Source organism: Paenibacillus sp. JNUCC-31, assembly GCF_014844075.1.
Taxonomy (GTDB): Bacteria; Bacillota; Bacilli; order Paenibacillales; family Paenibacillaceae; genus Paenibacillus.
The window spans coordinates 171,343-189,355 of record NZ_CP062165.1 but is presented as its reverse complement, the minus strand read 5'-3'; the positions used below and the strand labels follow the sequence as shown (position 1 = coordinate 189,355).

The 18,013-nt window shown below is 45.5% G+C and carries 9 protein-coding genes; 7 read left to right on the top strand and 2 right to left on the bottom strand.

All coding sequences use genetic code 11. From position 1 onward, the window contains the following. The first annotated feature begins 72 nt into the window (after window positions 1-72). Window positions 73-7,389: a DUF5695 domain-containing protein gene (locus JNUCC31_RS00715; protein ID WP_192267623.1), complete on the top strand. Its 7,317-nt coding sequence runs from the start codon at window positions 73-75 to the stop codon at window positions 7,387-7,389. A 272-nt stretch (window positions 7,390-7,661) separates the two neighbouring features. Here JNUCC31_RS00715 and JNUCC31_RS00710 read toward each other — a convergent pair whose 3' ends face one another. Next, window positions 7,662-8,213, bottom strand: a complete 552-nt coding sequence (locus JNUCC31_RS00710) for a TetR/AcrR family transcriptional regulator (protein WP_192267621.1) — start codon at window positions 8,211-8,213, stop codon at window positions 7,662-7,664. A gap of 149 nt (window positions 8,214-8,362) precedes the next feature. On the opposite strand from JNUCC31_RS00710, the gene JNUCC31_RS00705 reads away from it, so the two are divergent. Continuing rightward, a complete protein-coding gene (locus tag JNUCC31_RS00705) occupies window positions 8,363-9,292 on the top strand; it encodes a ketopantoate reductase family protein (protein WP_192267619.1) in 930 nt (309 codons plus the stop codon). A gap of 112 nt (window positions 9,293-9,404) precedes the next feature. On the opposite strand, the gene JNUCC31_RS00700 is transcribed toward JNUCC31_RS00705, so the two are convergent. Then, complete coding sequence (locus JNUCC31_RS00700) at window positions 9,405-10,613, bottom strand: sugar efflux transporter (RefSeq protein WP_192267617.1); 1,209 nt, start codon at window positions 10,611-10,613, stop codon at window positions 9,405-9,407. A gap of 394 nt (window positions 10,614-11,007) precedes the next feature. Here JNUCC31_RS00700 and JNUCC31_RS00695 point away from each other — a divergent pair, with 394 nt between their 5' ends. The 5 genes from JNUCC31_RS00695 (at window position 11,008) to JNUCC31_RS00675 (ending at window position 17,981) form a co-directional block, all read left to right on the top strand. Continuing rightward, the gene (locus JNUCC31_RS00695; protein WP_228469406.1) at window positions 11,008-12,858 is read left to right on the top strand and encodes a cache domain-containing sensor histidine kinase; all 1,851 of its coding nucleotides are present in this window, start codon (window positions 11,008-11,010) and stop codon (window positions 12,856-12,858) included. Beyond that, window positions 12,836-14,419: a response regulator gene (locus tag JNUCC31_RS00690; RefSeq protein ID WP_192267613.1), complete on the top strand. Its 1,584-nt coding sequence runs from the start codon at window positions 12,836-12,838 to the stop codon at window positions 14,417-14,419. Before JNUCC31_RS00695 ends, JNUCC31_RS00690 begins: the two co-directional genes overlap by 23 nt. A 150-nt stretch (window positions 14,420-14,569) precedes the next feature. Then, on the top strand, window positions 14,570-15,475 hold the full coding sequence (locus JNUCC31_RS00685) for an ABC transporter permease (protein ID WP_095357822.1): 906 nt from the start codon (window positions 14,570-14,572) through the stop codon (window positions 15,473-15,475). A gap of 2 nt (window positions 15,476-15,477) precedes the next feature. After that, the gene (locus JNUCC31_RS00680) at window positions 15,478-16,347 is read left to right on the top strand and encodes a carbohydrate ABC transporter permease (RefSeq protein ID WP_192272618.1); all 870 of its coding nucleotides are present in this window, start codon (window positions 15,478-15,480) and stop codon (window positions 16,345-16,347) included. Window positions 16,348-16,409: 62 nt separating this feature from the next. Further along, window positions 16,410-17,981: a type 2 periplasmic-binding domain-containing protein gene (locus JNUCC31_RS00675; protein WP_192267611.1), complete on the top strand. Its 1,572-nt coding sequence runs from the start codon at window positions 16,410-16,412 to the stop codon at window positions 17,979-17,981. The last annotated feature ends 32 nt before the right edge of the window (window positions 17,982-18,013 follow it).

Genomic DNA, 18,013 nt, shown 5'->3' with positions numbered 1-18,013 from the left:
AGACACTATACTTACCGGTTTAAGAGAATTAAACCCCTAATGGATATGATCACATGTATACAGGAGGTTATAATGACAATGATTTCGAAGAAGTGGAAGCAGCTTATGATCGCACTGCTCCTGGCTATTCCAAGTCTGCCGTTGCAGGTTAGCGCTTTGCCTGAGGTTGCGGCCACTGCGGTAAAGACCGGTATCTCCAATGCCAGCCTGTCGGCTAAAGTCGGCGACTTAGGCCAGATTGAAGAGCTCTATATCAAAAACAATCCTGCCAATAAACAGGGGGAGCCAATCAATTTCGTCCTGCCTAACACTACATCGCCGCAGAATGGTACCCAGCACCAGTGGATGGGTGAAATGATCTTCTCTTACCGTACGGGTGCCAATGGACAATTCCCTGACAACAGGGACGGCTTTGTAGAAGTTGATATCAATAAAACATTGGCCGCCGGAGGATCTACACAATATTCGACCATCAATCCGGATAACCCCTATATTAACAAGACGGCATCAGCAGACGGCAAGAAGGTAGAAGTCAACTTTATCGGACAGAACCTGGACTCTACAGACCAGCGGGTAATGAAGGGTTTCGATGTGAAATCCGTTTTTGATATGGAGACCAATGACGGTTCAATGCTTTGGGAGATTACGGTGAAGAACAAGAGCAATCAGTATATCGAATTCGGGGATATCGGCTTGCCGATGCCTTGGAATAACAAATACCAGACCTTATCCGATACCTATGATGACCGTGTGACAGTGCATAATTTCGCAGGTGCTGACAGTGGGTATTCTTATGCCATCCGCACCAGTGGTGAGGGGAACTTTATGCTCTTCACCCCAGTGCCCGAGAGCGGCGCTCGAATCGAGTATGTGGATTATTGGATGCATGAAGCAGGAGAGCGGCGTGCTGCAGATACCTTTAAGAACTGGACAGGGGACAGTGGCGGCTGGTATCCGGGACTGAATGTGCTCTATATCCACTCCAAAGAAATCCAAAAAACGGGACGCGGATACTTCACCGATGCTTCCAGCCTCGTCCTAGGACCGGATGAGTCCAAGACGTATAAGTTCAAATTCTCAGCGGTCCGTGGAGGCGACAATACGCCGCAGGAAAGCCCCCAAAGCCCAAATAACAGTTCGACCTCGATGGAAGACCGTGAAGCCAATCTCCGGTCCATCCTATATAAATCTGGCATGATTGATGCCCTAGCGGTGCCGGGCTTCCAGACAGCGATCAATATGCCTGTAAAGCTAGACCTGCACTATGACGACAGTATCGTTGATGTACAGTCCATCGATATTCAGAATGTGGAAGAGAATGATCCGTTTGACGAAGCACATATTCCGGATATCAAGCCTGGGAAGAGCAGAAAGGAAATGGTTGACAACTCGCGGGCCGGACGTGGACTGCCTGACGGAAACCCTGGCTACAACGAGTCAGTTGAGTTTGTGGAGACCAAGATCGTAAATGGTGAACAGCATCATATCTATTCACTTCAGTTTGATTCGATCGGCAACAACAGCGTTCGTATCGAATATAAGCTGAAGGATGGCAACGAATGGGTGGATAAATTCACTCAATTTGAATTCAATGTTCTAGCCGAGCTGGATGCAATCTCGGATGCCCATTCCGAATTCATGGTTCAGAAAACACAGGATAAGAATCAGGAAAGTCCGACTTACGGGAACTATTTCGACTGGTATCTTACAAGCGGCATCGATCTCAATACAAGCCATTGGGGAGATGACTGGAGCCACGACAACATCAACTTCATGACGATGAAGAACTATCTGGCCCCCAACCCTGATGAAATTCGCTCGATCGAGACATATCTGATCGACTTCATGTGGGAACGATACATGAAGAATACTCAGGATAGCCATATCGTTGCGAACTGGCTGAAAGATTCTGGAGCTTACACCGACAAAGATAAGCCTTATACACGTACGTTCTCCGAAATCATGGAAGCTACCGGGTTTTTCAACATGTACCGGATTCAGAAGGCATATCCCAATCTGATCGAGTACCGGGAATCGCCTCAGTTTTATCTGGAGAAAGCGTATAACATCTACTATAAGCGTGTTTCCACCGGGGCCATCGGATTCTATGGGGAGCAGCAAATCCCGGATATGATTGAAGCACTGAAGGAAGAGGGGATGCAGACCGAGTCAGCCAATCTGCAGAAGAAGTTCGCCCTCGACAAGGGACGGAATATGACTAGAGCCACTTATCCTTACGGATCGGAATTTGAATATGATAATACTGGCGAAGAAGGGGCTTATGCAGCAGCGAAGGCGCTGCGCACGTACTATCCAGCAGACGCGCTTACAGGTGCAGCTGAGAAAAGTATGGAAATGGCCGACTGGAAAACACGTGCCATGCGCGGGATACAGCCTACCTGGTTCCATTATTCCGTGCCCGTTTTCCGCGGCGGTGAAGGTTGGTGGAATTTCCAATATACTGCGTCTTTAGCAGGATACATTATGGATGACTGGTTAAGGTATGAGAATGATGGCAGATCGGTGGAGCAGAAGGCAATTGCACAGCAGCGCAATTATGCCGCGAAGATTTCGAACTTCAATGCCGTCAATATGGGACAGATTTCGGCTAATTCCGTTGGCAGTACCTCTTGGAGATATTCGATGTATAAGGGAGGTACAGGTACGAAGGACGTATACGATGGCGGCTCACGCGTCATGAGTAACGGCTGGAATGATTTTTCGGGCGAATCGGAAGAAGGCCTCTATGGTTCCCTTCTCAGCATCAGCTCTGATATTGTTACAGATCCGATATTCGGGCTGTTTGGTTATGGGGCGCTGGTAACTGACGAACGAGATAGCTACAACATTACGCCAAAAGACGGTTTCGGCAAACGGATCAACCTAATCGATGAGAAAATCTATTTGGAGCTGGAAAGCGATAAAATGGAAAGCGCGCAAATTCAAAAAGATGGTAAGGGTTTTACTCTCCAACTCCTGAATCCCTCAGGGAAAGAGCATACTTCACGGATTTTGTTCGATGGAGTGGGGATGGAGAATGGCTATTATACCATGAAGCTGAATGGTGCAGCTGCCGGACAGTTCTATGTTCAGAATAATGAAGGCGTTGCCATGTTTCAGATGGGTAGCGTGCAGCGTGCTGAATTGATCATTGAAAAGTCAGCCGGCGGTGAAAATGAAGCTCCGCAAATTACTGTAGATCTGGCGACACAACATCCACAGGCGTTGATTCCATTTATGCTGAATGGGATTGTAACCGATGATGGCGCGCCGGAAGGGACTCTGTCTTACCAATGGGAAGTGGTCAGCGCCCCGGAAGGCGGCAAGCTAACCTTTGCTCATCCGAAAGCAAGCATTACACAGGCTACGGGTACCAAAGCAGGCTCTTATACGGTTAAGCTTAGCGCAAGTGATGGACAACTGACTGGTTCCAGCCAAGTCATCTTCGAGCTGGCTTCACCGCCGGATAAACAGCCTCCAGCAATTGGCCAAGTGACTGCGGTTCAGGATGTTGCCAATAACAGTATCGTGGTATTGTCCGGGGAGGCCATTCCTGACCCTGTGCATGGCGAGGCAGAAGAACCCCAGTTGAAGTACACTTGGGCCATCAAGCAAAAGCCTGAAGGTTCAGCGGACATTTCATTTGTGGATGGTGACAAAGCTGCAGCCTATGCGCGTGTAAGCAAGGCCGGCACCTACACGTTTACATTCAGTGCGGCAGACGGAGACAAGAAGGCCAGCAAGGATATAACGATAGAGATCAAGGAAGATACCGTTGATGTTTACCGGGCACTCAGCGTAGTGACCAAGAAGGATACTGAGCCAGAACTCCCTAGACAAATCTATATTCTGTCAGAGGACGGGTATCTAGAGCAGGAAATCACTTGGGATGTTATTGATCCAGTCAACTATGCGAATGCAGGCCAATTTGAAGCCAGGGGAAACGTCAATGGCAGTGCTCTGGAGGTTCGGGCTACCGTATATGTCGTGAATACTGAGCTGCAGAATGCGGCGCTGACAGCCAAGGCCTCCGCCAGCTTCTCTGGTGGCGACGGATATCCGGAAGCGATGAATAACGGCATTGAACCTAAGAGCTCGGCAGATTTCTCGCCGAACCGTGGTGCCACCAACAGTGCATGGCATAACTGGGGAAGAGAAGGAGATCCGGCATGGGTGACGTATGAATGGGATCAGCCATTCCTGGCCTCTTCCATGGATGTATATGTATTTCAGGACAACGGCGGGAACTTCCGTCCGAAGGATATGCAAATGATGCTTCGCGGTGAAGATGGAAAATGGTACACCCCAAGGGCCATTAAGGGACTTGGCAATGAGCTAAATAAGTATAATACAACTACCTTTGAGCCTGCATATATTACAGGTGTCCGTATGGACATGAAGCCTTCCGTTAATGGCAGCGGTATTCTGGAATGGAAGGTAAACGGCTATACCGGAGCGGTAGATAAGTCAGAACTGATTAAGGTCTATAACTATGTAAATACATTAAATGCTTCGAACTTTGCAGATCCTGGCCTTGCGCCAATCGAAGCGGCGAAGACAGAAGCATCTGCTGTGATCAAGAATATGAATGCCATAGACGAGGAAGTTACCCTGGCGCTTGAGAAGCTGCTGACGGATTTGCGTCTGCTCAGTCCGAGAGACGGCAATATGGCCTTCCTCGCAAATGCCTCTTCCAGCTATACCTCTCCTTGGGAGAGTCTGGCGGCAGTAAACGACGGAAAGAAGGATGGCAACAACATTTCGCATTGGGGGACCTGGGGCCATGAGGGCGCAGAGGAGTGGGTGCAATATGAATGGCCGCAGGGTGCCTCCATCCGGAGTTCGAATCTGGTGCTGTGGTCAGATGCCGGCGGAATCAAGCCGCCTACCCAAATTGTGTATTCCTACATCCCGGCGGATAGCGCAACTGATGAATGGGTAACAGCGGGAACAGTTACGGAGGGAATCAAAGTGGTTGAACATTCTCCGGCAGAATCCTCCAATCCGTACACGTTTGATCCAGTGCTGAATGTAAAAGCACTGCGGGTGACCCTGGCCAAGCAATCACAGGCAGGCGACAACGGTGTCGGCCTGTGGGAATGGGAAGTTCTCCAGGCCGGATCCATTCCTGATCGCGCGGCTCCAGTAACACCAGCCGGGGTGGCACCGTCCGTTCTCCATGGAGATGACGGCAAACTGGTTGGTGTGACAAGCGAAATGGAGTATAAGAAAGAAGGCGAAGAAGTTTATACTGCAATTGCAGAAACTGAGGTTACAGGCCTCACTGCCGGTAAATATTATGTCCGATATATGAAGACTGGTTCGCTGAGCGCCAGCCTGGATAAGGAAGTCGTTATACCGGAAGGGCAGACACAGGAGCAGGCTGCACCAGATGCGAGTGGATGGGTAATCTCACACGCCAATTCGGATATCGACATAAAAGGCAAAATTGAGGGTTTGAATGATACGATGGAATACCGGAAGCTTGGCGAAGAGGACTACATGCCTGTTACAGGTTCAAGTATCAGCGATCTGGAGCCTGGCAGCTATCAGATCCGGTACGCAGCCACAGACAGCCTAAAGGCAAGTCCGCCGGTAACCGTGGACATTCGCAATGAAGCCAAGGAAGACAGAGAGGCACCAACAGCGGAAGGACTGGTCATTACACCGCCTACAGCAGCAGGCGGAAATGATGGCAGGATTGAAAATGTGACTGCCGATATGGAGTACCGGATGGCAGATCACGGTGGTTACATGCCGGTCAGTGGGAGCAGCATTGAAGGTCTGGTAGCCGGCAGCTATGAGCTCCGGTACGCCGGAACAGATATGAGCAATCCAAGCCCTGCGATCCTGATCGTTGTGCCTGACGGAACCAAGCAGGAGCAGAATCCGCCGTCCAGTGCAGAGGTCAAGGCTGTAAATGTCAGTGCAGCGGGGGTCAAGGACGGTAAGATCATTGGTGTAAGTCCTGCAATGGAATACCGGCAAGAGGGAGGAGACGCCGACAGCTGGCATGCGATCACAGGCACAGAGGTTACAGGTCTTGGCAACGGAATCTACGAAGTGAGATATAAAGAAACGGCAACTCATTATGCGAGCCAATCCCTTACTGTCGTTATCAGCAATCCAGTCATCAATCCGAACCCGACGGAAACACCGCCGTCAATGGATGCACCTGTGTCAGTCACCGCACCTTCACCGACTCCTGAAAACATCAAAGTCGAAGGGAATTTGATTAAGATTGTGGCACCAAAGACGGATATCAAAACCGGTAAAGCTAAAGGAGCACCCATCCGGCAGGAAGACCTTAATAAGGCTCTGGAGCATGTAAAGGCGAATAGCAGTAATATTAAAACAATCATGGTGGACATTCCGAAAGCAAAGGGTGCCAATTCCTATGCGGTTGAGCTTCCTGCAGCTGCACTAACCGCAGAGCATGCCAACATCAGGATCGAGATTAATACGGAATTTGGAACCGTTGCAGTACCTTCTAATTTGCTGAAGTATGTGTCAGGTGCCAAAAGTGTGGTACTGACACTGAGCTGGCTAGATACGGCAAAGCTACATTCAGAAGTAAAATCCGTAACAGCCAGCAGACCTGTTATTGCATTCGCTGTCCAATTAGATGGAGAAGAAATGGTAGCCTTGAATGCACCGGCTGAAATCAGACTGCCTTATGCTCCTGATGTTGAAGAATTGGCCAATTCCAAATACCTTACAGTTTCGTACGTGGCTGCGAATAGTACATTTGTTCAGCTACTGAATGGCAAATACGACAGTGCTCTACAAGCCATTGTTTTTCCAGCGGCAAACACAGGTGAATATGCAGTTGTTTATACGAAGAAGTTCTTCAATGATGTCATCAAGGATTCGTGGTACGCACCAGCGGTTGAAACAATGGCGTCCAAAGGATTCATCGACGGGACATCAGCAACAAGCTTTAGTCCCGGCCAAAAGGTCACAAGAGGTGAGTATCTAGCTTGGTTGGTAAGGACACTGGATCTCAAAGCAGAGTTCAACACCACCTTCAGTGATATGAAGGGAACAGACCTATACTATGAGGAAATCGGAATAGCGAAAGCACTCGGGATCGCCCTGGGCTCGAACGGCAGCTTCTATCCGGAAACGGAAATTGCTAGACAAGATTTGACTGTGCTGACCATGCGGGCTTTGCGGGCAGTGGGGAAAACTGAGCAGACCCATACAGCTGAGGATCTCAAGAGATTTACAGATGCGGAAAATGTAGCAAAGTACGCAGTTGATGACATGGCTGCAATGGTTGAAATGGGTTTCATAAACGGGCGAAGCAATGTCACCCTGAGTCCTGCTGGAACGACAACCAGAGCAGAAGCTGCTCAGGTTCTGTATAAGATTTTCTTGCAGCTGTAATTAAAGAAACCAACCTTGATCCTATTTTATGCAGGAACAAGGTTGGTTTCCTTTTAAGGGAATGCTTCGAGCATGATGCCTTGCCAATGTTTAAAAAAACGTTATTAACTATGTGAACCTGAGGATAATGTGAGCACAATAATAAAAGACTTCGGCTTTTGATATTTATCTGTTTCGTTAAGTTAACGGGCAGGTAACTGTGGGTTAGTCTTTAGGGAGTGGGTTGTTCATTCAAGCTTATGCGCGCTTTTCATTGTTAAAAAATGACCGACTCATTCTTTAATATAGGGCGTAATCCCTTTTGAATATAGGTTCTCCACTAACTTAAAAAATTCTTCTGACGATAAATCCTTTTGACGCTGGAGCCAAAGACGAAATAAAAAAAGGGAAGTTGTCAGGTAAAACTCAATTAAGTATGGCGTTAAGGCATGGTTTTGTGGAACGTTCAATTCCAATTGGTCCAAAGTGATTTCTTTTTTTAAACGTTTTAAGAAACGTGCACTTCCATAATCACCCACAAGGGCATTAAGAACCAGGAGATGTTCTCTTTTGTCCAGACAATAGAGCGTATCTTGAACGGTATGCATCGATAGCTCTTTATTCGCCAATTCTTTTTTGATGTCATTTAACAACTCATTTTCAACGGTTTCTAGTAATTCATAAATGTCTGTAAAGTATTGATAAAAGGTGCTGCGGTTATATCCTGACTTATTCGCAATTTCCTGAACTGAAATTTTCTCAATTGGTTTTTGGCTGTATAACTCACAAAAAACTTCAACAAATGTTTGTCTTGTTTTCTCCGTTATTTGGGGTTGCTTTTTCATGTTTTCCTCCTACTAGCGAATAAGAATATCATCCGACAAATCATAAAAAACTGATGGTTGATCAATGAATATTGAAAATTTATAATCACATCATACAACATGTTGTCGGATGATTAAATAAGAAATGGTAAACGGTAGGAGTGGTTTTAATGTCGAATAAACAAGATCGAATTTTAATTTTTGGTGCAGGTGTCATCGGGAGCATGTATGCAATGAAGCTTATAGAAGCAGGGTTTGACGTTACCCTATTTGCACGTTCTAATAGATATATATCATTAAGAGAAAATGGCTTGCGGTATAAGGAAAAAGGTACAGTCAGATCGATAAAAGTGAATGTCATTGATACACTCGAAAACGACGATGTATACGATTTTATTTTCGTTACCGTTCGTTATGATCGGTCCGAATCAGCGTTGTTAGCGCTAAAAGATAATCGAAGCGAAAATATAATTACGATGATTAGTAATTCAATGGGATTTTCTTCGTGGCTGGATATCGTAGGTGATAGGCTTTTACCCGCTTTTCCGGGCTTCGGCGGACAGATTAAGGATGGAATATTGCATACTCGATTTCTACCAAAGATTATAGCGGCAACTGCATTCGGAGAAATTAATGGTGTAGTGACAGAACGCATAGAAAACCTCGCAAAAATATTTAAAATAGCAAAGCTTCCTTACGTTATTAAAAAGGATATGCAGTCGTATCTAATCACACATTCTGTATCAGACATTGCCATGTTGAGCGTTTTACAATCCGAGAATAAGATAATGGACAAAAAAACAGCCAGAACCAGAAGGACGGCACGCAAAATAACAGTCAATTTAAAAGCGCATCTAAAGGCAATACAAAAAGCTGGTGTTTCAATTGATCCACCAATGCTTAAAATGGTGCTTAATTTTCCAAACTTAATTTTGGATCTTTTCTTTATGACATGGCTACGAACGAATATGGTTAGGGATATGATGTTGCCGGATTATGCGAATAATGCTAACAATGAGATTGTTCTACTGAGTAACGATTTAATGAAATTTTTAAATCATAAGGATATCAAATTCAAAAAAACGAACAAGAGCAGCTAATCTATGATCGGCTGCTTTGTTCGACTTTTGTGCAGATAGTTTAGTGATAAGATGACAAACCCCATAGGTGGAAAAGCTCAAAAATCTACATTATCCCGTTGAATCGGCGTAGTTAGGTTGAAATTTGCGGTTCATCTGCAGGCTGTCGTCCACTTACCACAAGCATAATTACAGCAACAATGATAAGTATAAAGCAGAAGATAAATGAGTATCGGTAACCCACAATGCTGGCTACTCCACCACCAAGAAGACTACCAATCAGCCTGCCGATTGTGGATGAATTCGAATAGAGTGTGGAAGCATATCCTGGCATTCTGGGCAGCAGGTCCTGAATGTAGCTAATTCCAATCGCAGAAATGACGGCGACAAAAACAGCGAGCAAAATTTGTGCTGAAAGCATTTGCCACATCGCGTTCGAAATAAGGATAACGAAATAATAAGCTCCTCCGAAAATAGCCCCGCAAAACACCAAGATTCGGTTACTATACTTTGCACTAAGTAGACCGAGTACAATCATAAAAGGAATTTCCAGTGCAGCACATATACTGCTGACTAAACCGACATCGCTTGTCGTTCCCCCAAGATTGTTTGTAATAAAGAGAGCCGTGTTTATGCTGCTCATCCAATGAGCTGTATACATGAGTATCAGAATTAGAAAAGGAAGCAAAATATCTCGGTTTTGAGCCAGCCGGAAATTCTTTATTTTCACTTCAGCATGATTGCTCTTCATTTCTGTGTTTGATTTGAGAAACAGGAAAACAAGCAGAGCAACAAGCAAGAAAGCTCCGATTGTACCCAAAAAAATTCCCTTAAATCCAATAGCAGCGAGTAATAAAGTGCCGATTAAAGGACCTGTAATAAAGCCGAGAGAGAAAGCAGAACGCAAGGTAGAATTAGCAAACGCACGCTCAGTAAAATGACTCTTTATCACTGCTTCTCTGGAAATAGCGAACAACTGAGGCATCCCTGGTGCACCAAGGGCAGTAAACACAGTCATGTAAATGAACAAAATTGGAAAATCATGAATGAACAAGTAACCACTAAAAGCCAGGGCATTAGCGAGAGTAGAGAAAAGATAAACGCTCTTTCGATTTAAGCCGAGGTCAGAACGTCTCCCGATAAGTGTACTGATCCATATTCCTGCAATTAGTGTAACGGCTAGATAAAGCCCAAACATGCCAATAGATACGCCAAGCTGTTCCGTGAAATAAATAGATAAAAAGGGGGTACTGAGCGAAATGCCCATTCCTTGTAATGCCATACACATAAAGAGTAAAGCATACGAAGGAATGGAAAATAAGCTGATAAATCGATTGATCATAGTGTAAAATTACTCCTCAGAATTTGTTGTTGTGTAATCACCATACATGACCTTGCTTTTTCTCGTCGAATTGGATTTTACTGGTAAATGATTCGTGCCAAATGCTTGCCTAAACCTACCATAGACTCGTGTGAGTGTACAGTAAAGTAAAGGCAGTTTCCCGGAAAAGGGAGGTTCCCTTTTCACTATCAACAGGTTGTTTTTAAGGAAATACATAGTTATTTTTAAGACAGTACATGTTGAGCATGATCCAACGTCTCATTTTGCTGTAAACTGTGCTTGAAGCCAGCAAAAATCCCTTTACAAGATAGGGGTCGGAGCGTTAAAGTTAACGCAATTATGGACGGACGATAGATATTAAAAGTTAAGATGAGCACCAAAGGAAGGGATGCCCATGATAAAAAAGTTGAGGTTTCAAAACAAATTGATGTTGAGTTACCTGCTGGCCTGCATCATTCCGCTATTAATTGTAAGCGTATTCATTTTTCATCAGTCAGCTAAAGGGCTGGAAGAATCCTCACAGGAATTTGCCTCCTTGTATACATCCCAGATCAAGTCCTCGCTGAATGAATTTATCAAGGAATATGACAAGATTACGAAGTCAGTATTAGTGGAAAACGAATTGATCTACAGGCTCGGAGAAGGGTCAAGCATACCCATGAACGAGGAGGTTAATCAGCGGGTGGCCGTACAGCAGCTTCTCATGAGGGTCTCATTGCTCAAATCCGAAATTGGCACCGTAATGCTGATCAGCCGGGATAACAGCGTGTACCAATACACGACTACGACCAGTCGAGTCGATGAGAGCAGACTGTTATCCCAGGATTGGTACAATCAGCTCCGCAATTCGGATCAGACCTTTTTTATTAGCGGTCTGCACGATCGTTCCTATTACGAGGATAAGGGCGCAGGAGCCGTTGTGACCGTGGGAAGAGTACTGTTTAATTCGAAAGGAGCATACGCCGGCATGCTTCTAATCGATCTCGATCCCTTTACGCTGCTTCAGCTTGAGCATGAGTTTCTGCAAGCTCGTGATAAATATGGCATTAGCGTGATTATAAGCAATGATCGTAGAGAGATTGTTTATCATTCCGAAGCTGCCAGTGGCCGGATCACATGGGAGCAGGTGCTCCATTCAGGATTCGATCTTACGGGAGACCGTGCAAATGAAGATCGGATTATTTTATCGGAACATACGGCCCAAGGGGAATTATTCATCAAAACCGAGATACCACGCTCCAAATTGCTGCAGAAAATCAATCAAATGAAAGGGCTGACCATGATTGTGATCATGACAAGTTGCCTAATTATTTTTCTGATCTCGCTGTGGCTCAGTTATACAATTACAAGACCCATCAAGGCACTTCGAAGAAGCATGAAGCAGGCAGAGGTAGGTCAATATCTTCCCATAGAGAAAGAACAGACCAGTGATGAAATTGGAAGTCTGGTATACAGCTACAACAAAATGATTATCACGATCAAAACGTTAATAGAAGAGGTATACGTGGCAGAAATCAAGCAGCGGCAAGCCAAATTCCTCGCTCTTCAACATCAGATTAACCCCCATATGCTGTACAATACCTTGGAATCGATTCGGATGAAGGCATTGGTAAAAGATGACGAGGATACGGCAGGCATGATTAAAATTCTGGCTCGAATGTTCCGGTTAACCCTTGGGAAAGAAGGAAGGCATCATTCGATTAAGCATGAACTGGAGTACACAGGCAACTATCTGCAGCTTCAAAACATCCGATTCGATGATATGTTCACATTGTCCGTCAACATGCCGGGTGAAATGCTGGAGTGCAGCATCATTCCGTTGGTATTTCAGCCTATTGTGGAAAATAGCATCAATCATGGTTTTGCCGGCTACAGCCAGGCATTATGTATTAAAATCGAGGGGAGCTGGACGGAACACGGAGAGATTCTGATCCGAATTTCGGACAATGGAACCGGAATGTCGCCGGAGAAATGGACGGAACTGAATTCGCTGCTGGAACAGGCGGCTTCAAACAGATACAGCCTTGAAAACCAAAGTGACCTTGGAGAGAACGGTCTGGGACTGACCAATATTGCAGAACGAATTAAGCTCCATTATGGAGATTCATATTACATTAAGGTGCTATCTGGTATCGAGAATGGCACGACCATCGAAATTCGGATTCCCGGGATAGGCAAGCCTGAGCACATAAGTTTCGATGCGAAAAAGGAAGGTGAGAGAAATGAAACTGATTTTGGTAGATGACGAAAAAGGGATATTGGATGGACTCAAAAAGATGATAGATCGCTATATTCCGGAATGTGAAGTGGTCGGAACAGCTTATAATGGACGTGAAGGCTTCGAGCTGATTCAAAAATGGCAGCCGGACATCGTTATTACCGATATTCGAATGCCGCAGGCGGGTGGACTGGAAATGATCCAAATGCTCAAAGAGGTCGACATTCAGAGCAAATTCATCTTGCTAAGTGGATATGCGGACTTTGAATATGCCCGGAAAGGCATGAAGCTGGGTGTAAATTTTTACATCAATAAGCCGGTTGAGGAACAGGAATTGCGTGACTGTGTTTGTCAGGTCATGGATACAATTCAAATAGAGCGAAGCAAAGTCCAGGAAATGGATGCATTAAAACTGGCATCACATCACCGTATGCAGGAAGATGGCTTGCGAGATATTCTGGATATGGGGAACGACCATACCGAAATTGCAGAGGAGCTGCAAAGGATCGGATGCATGCCTAAGGAGGGCACACAATTTACTTGTATCCTGATTGAAATCCGCAGTAAGGCAGACGGTCTAAAAGAGCTCGGTTTTGATCCTGTATTTAGACAGATTGATCTGGTGTTTAGACAGTACGGTAGTGTTTATCGTTTTCGCTATACAGGTGCACAAATTGCAGTGATTGTGATCCACAATGCAGCTTTGGAGAGCAGAGATATGGTTAACACGGCACAGCGCCTTCATGAGATTCTGTTCAGACAACTGAACGTCTTCAGCGTGATTGGCATCGGCAGCGTTCAGAATCGGCCTGGTGGAATTAGCCAATCCTTTGAAGAGGCGCGAAATGCCCTCAGCTATCAAGTGATCAAGGGCGCAGAGCCCATCATTTCGTTTACCCAGATCATGAATCGGACAGGGAAAAGCGAGCTGGTTACAGAGGAGATGATCGCGGACCTGGAGGCTGCCATCGACAACCTGGATGAAAGGGATAGCGTGGATATGATCCATCGGATCTTTAGAAGAATAGAAGCTGACCCAGGTTTCAGTCCGGCAGATCTCCAGCTGCAATGCCTGAACATCCTTTTGCTTAGCATTCGAAAAGTATCTTTTCAGCAGCTTCAGCAGAACAAGTTGTTAAGTCGTCAGTTGTTATCTTTGGAGGAGATTTCACGGTTTAAGACGCTAGCGTCTCTGGAGCAGTGGATGGTGGAAGTCATTGGTGGAATCATTGGATTTTTGCTGGAACAACGTACTCCCAAGAAAAAGGACATGATCTCAGAGATCAAGGAATATGTCACAGACCATTATGATGAACCTATCAGCCTGGCCGAATTAGCTGCCCGCTTTTATATGAACCCGTATTACTTAAGCCAATATTTCAAACAAAAGACAGGGGAAACATATTTGAATTTTTTGACCCACATACGGATCAGCAAAGCGAAAGAATTGCTTGAACAGACAGATTTGAAGGTGTATGAAATCTGTCATAAGGTAGGTTATTCGGATGCGCAGCATTTTGCACGTATGTTCGAAAAATGGACCGGATTCAAGCCAAGGGATTATCGGAAAAGTCTTGCAAAACAATAAAAATCAAGGATGCCACTTCATAACGAAGTGGCATTCTTTTTTCTTAAAAATCACTTGTTTTAACTTAAAAATGCCTAATTGAGTGAGGATTATTCTGGCTGTATAGTTACCTTGTAAGCGGATTCATTAGAGAATACTGGGGGGGATAAGTTGAAAGCTTTTGCGTTTCATCGAATGAAAGTGTATTGGCCACTATACGTGATGGCTATTCCGGGTATCGTTTTTCTCATTGTGTTTAAATTTGTCCCGCTGGGCGGTGCAATCATTGCTTTCAAGGATTACTCGGTATTTCAAGGGTTCGGGGACAGTCCGTGGGTAGGACTCAAACATTTTAAGACCTTAATCGAACATCCCGATTTTGCGAGGGTATTTGGAAATACGCTAATGCTCGGATTTTTGAAACTGGTGTTGGTTTTTCCGGTGCCTGTATTACTGGCTCTGATGATTAACGAGATTCGCAAATCGGCGTTGAAAAAAGGAATTCAAACGGCACTGTATATCCCTCATTTTTTATCATGGGTTATCGTGGGCGGAATTTTGTTCGATTTCTTTTCTTTAAGCGGATTGTTTAATATCGTAATCGGATGGTTTGGTCTGGATCCTGTACTGGCCATGCAGGAGAGTGACTATTTCAGACCCATCTATGCCATCTCGTCCATCTGGAGAGACGCCGGGTGGGGAACTGTGGTGTATATGGCAGCAATTAGCGCGATCGACCCGCAACTCTACGAATCAGCAATGATTGATGGAGCATCAAAACTAAGGCAGATTCGTCATATCACGTTCCCGCTGCTCTTACCAACCGTGCTTGTGCTTTTCCTGCTCGAAATCGGTAACTTCCTGGATCTCGGATTTGATCAGGTATTTAATATGCTCACCCCAATGACGTACAGTGTGGGAGATATTTTGGATACGTACGTGTTCCGGACCGGTATTCAGCAAGGGCAGTATAGTTTCGCGACAGCGGTCGGATTATTTCAGTCGGTAATTGGCTTTATCCTGGTATTTGTATTTAATAAACTGTCCAAAAAAGTGTCGGATGGGGGGCTTTGGTGAAAATGGTTGAAGCGAGAAGAGAACGAGCATTTGTTACCGGGGTTACCATTTTTCTCATCCTGTTTTCCATTGCGGCCATTATTCCGCTATTGTCTGTAATTTCCACCTCATTCAGTTCCAAAAGCGTCGTGGACATGAACCTGGTGACACTGTGGCCAAAGGAATTTACGCTAGATTCATGGAAATACATCATTGATCGTCCGGATCTATGGAGGTCCTTCTTTCTGACAGTAGGTACGACCGTGATAGGAACGGTACTAGCTCTACTGATGACAGCCTTGTTCGCGTATCCACTGTCGAAGTCAGAGTTTCGATGGGGCTCCGTAATTATGGTATGCGTTGTGATTGCAATGATTTTCAAAGCGCCGATCGTTCCGTATTTCCTCACGGTCCGCAGTATTGGACTCTATGATAATCCACTGGTCCTGATCTTACCGCATATTCTGAATCCATTTAATTTGATCATCATGAGAACCTTCTTCAAACAATTTCCCAAAGAGCTGGAGGAAGCAGCCTTTCTTGAAGGCTGTGGCTATTTCCGAATGCTGTTCCATTTCGTTCTTCCCTTGTCCAAAGCTGTAATGGCAACCCTTGCCTTATTTTATGGTGTGGTGTTGTGGAATCAGTTTCAGCATCCTTTATTTTTTCTTCAGGATACCAACTGGTTTCCGCTGCAGATCAAGATTAGACAGTTTATCACCGACGATAGCGTTATGATGGCAGGTGCTGCTTCAACGGTGGATCTGAATTACAATGAGCGGACATTGAGAGCAGCAACCGTCATTTTTGCGATCATTCCGATCATCATTGTGTATCCTTTCCTGCAAAAGTATTTTGTCAAAGGGGCCATGCTTGGCTCTGTGAAGGGCTGATCTTGTTTTATCAATGAACAGATGAATCTACAAGAATAACAGGGATTGAAAGGGGATTAGCTATGATTCTGAAAAAGATGGGTTTAATGATGGCTGCAGGTGTTCTTGCGATAAGCACAATAACCGGCTGTAATTCATCCTCTACGGGTGATTCCTCCGCAGCTGGCCAGACTTCGGCCAATGAGGATGGAACAGTCGATATCGAAGTATGGGGAACGAACATCGGTTATAAACCAATTACCAAGGGCAGCCAGTTGTATGAGTTTTATAAGGAAAAGCTTGGCGTGGGTGTAATTCATCCGTATGTGGAATGGAACGGAGGCACCAACTATCTGAACCAACTGAACCTGAAAATTGCTGCCAATGAAATGCCTGACTTGTTCATCCCTCAGCAGGGCATTGAAGACAGCTTGGCTAAAAATGGTGCCATTGCCGACCTGACCGACCTGCTGCCTAAATATGCGCCAAATGTATGGGAAGCCATCCCGCAGGAGATGTGGGATGTTGTCAAGGCGAACGATCCTACAGGTCAGGGTAGAATCTACTACATTCCTGGGGTTGTGGAATACGGAAGATACGCGGGCATGATCCGCCAGGATTGGCTCGATCAACTGGGTCTGAAGATGCCGAAGACTCAGGATGAATACGTTAAGGTGCTCGAAGCATTTCGGGATAAGGATCCTAACGGCAACGGCCAGAAGGATGAGCTTCCTACCGGTGGCAGGGAGCAGGCCCGGTGGATGGACCATCTGTTTGCCATGTACGGGGTAGCGATGTTTGAAGGCTATCCGGAGTGGGATATATACGACGGCGAGCTGACTTATTCCGCAGTGACTCCGAATATGAGGGCAGCTCTGGAATTCGCGGCTAAGCTGTATAAGGAAGGTTTAATCGACAAGGAATCACTTTTGAACACGAAGGATAAGTGGGATGGCAAAATTCAGTCTGACAAGGTAGGGAACTATTTTCACTGGGTCGAGCATGGCAATTTGATTTTGGAGAACCTGGAGAAGAACACAGGCGTGAAGGCTAACTTTACGGTGCTCCCTGTACCGGAAGTCGAAGGATATGAAGGTTTTTACACAATGAAGAGATTTGCACCTCCGCAGTGGGTCATCAAGAAAAACAAGGATGAGAACAAGCTGATGGCCACCTTGAAGCTGCTGAACAATATGTATGACAAAAAGAACTGGAAGGATCTGTTCCTGGGCGTGGAAGGCATGCACTATGAGATGAAAGACGGCAAAGCCGTTAAACTTCCCGATGACAAGAGCAGTCAGGAAAATCAACTTTTGAATCCGTATTCGACTTTGGCGACACTTGATTTTACGATCGACCTCTTTAACAGTACTTCTTCAGAAGATAGTAAATGGGCGATCGACCAGGTGACCCGTAATATGCAGGAAGCCCAGAAATACGCGAAAGTCATTGCCGGTGACGGGATGCCAGCCAGCGTGTACGACAGCTTCCCGGACATCAATAATCGAACGCTATACGTGGAATACGCCACGAAAATCATTCTGGGACAGTACCCAATCAGCAAGTTTGATGAGTTTGTAGATAAATGGAATACATCGGGCGGGGAAGAGGTGACCAAGCGCGCAAGAGAGTGGTACGCCAAGGTACAGAAATAATGGATTAACGAAGATATTCGCCCGCATTCTGT

Coding starts and splice junctions, on each gene's coding strand:
- JNUCC31_RS00715 (WP_192267623.1), top strand. CDS start 73: ATGACAATGATTTCGAAGAAGTGGAAGCAGCTTATGATCGCACTGCTC.
- JNUCC31_RS00710 (WP_192267621.1), bottom strand. CDS start 8,213: ATGAAAAAGCAACCCCAAATAACGGAGAAAACAAGACAAACATTTGTT.
- JNUCC31_RS00705 (WP_192267619.1), top strand. CDS start 8,363: ATGTCGAATAAACAAGATCGAATTTTAATTTTTGGTGCAGGTGTCATC.
- JNUCC31_RS00700 (WP_192267617.1), bottom strand. CDS start 10,613: ATGATCAATCGATTTATCAGCTTATTTTCCATTCCTTCGTATGCTTTA.
- JNUCC31_RS00695 (WP_228469406.1), top strand. CDS start 11,008: ATGATAAAAAAGTTGAGGTTTCAAAACAAATTGATGTTGAGTTACCTG.
- JNUCC31_RS00690 (WP_192267613.1), top strand. CDS start 12,836: ATGAAACTGATTTTGGTAGATGACGAAAAAGGGATATTGGATGGACTC.
- JNUCC31_RS00680 (WP_192272618.1), top strand. CDS start 15,478: ATGGTTGAAGCGAGAAGAGAACGAGCATTTGTTACCGGGGTTACCATT.
- JNUCC31_RS00675 (WP_192267611.1), top strand. CDS start 16,410: ATGATTCTGAAAAAGATGGGTTTAATGATGGCTGCAGGTGTTCTTGCG.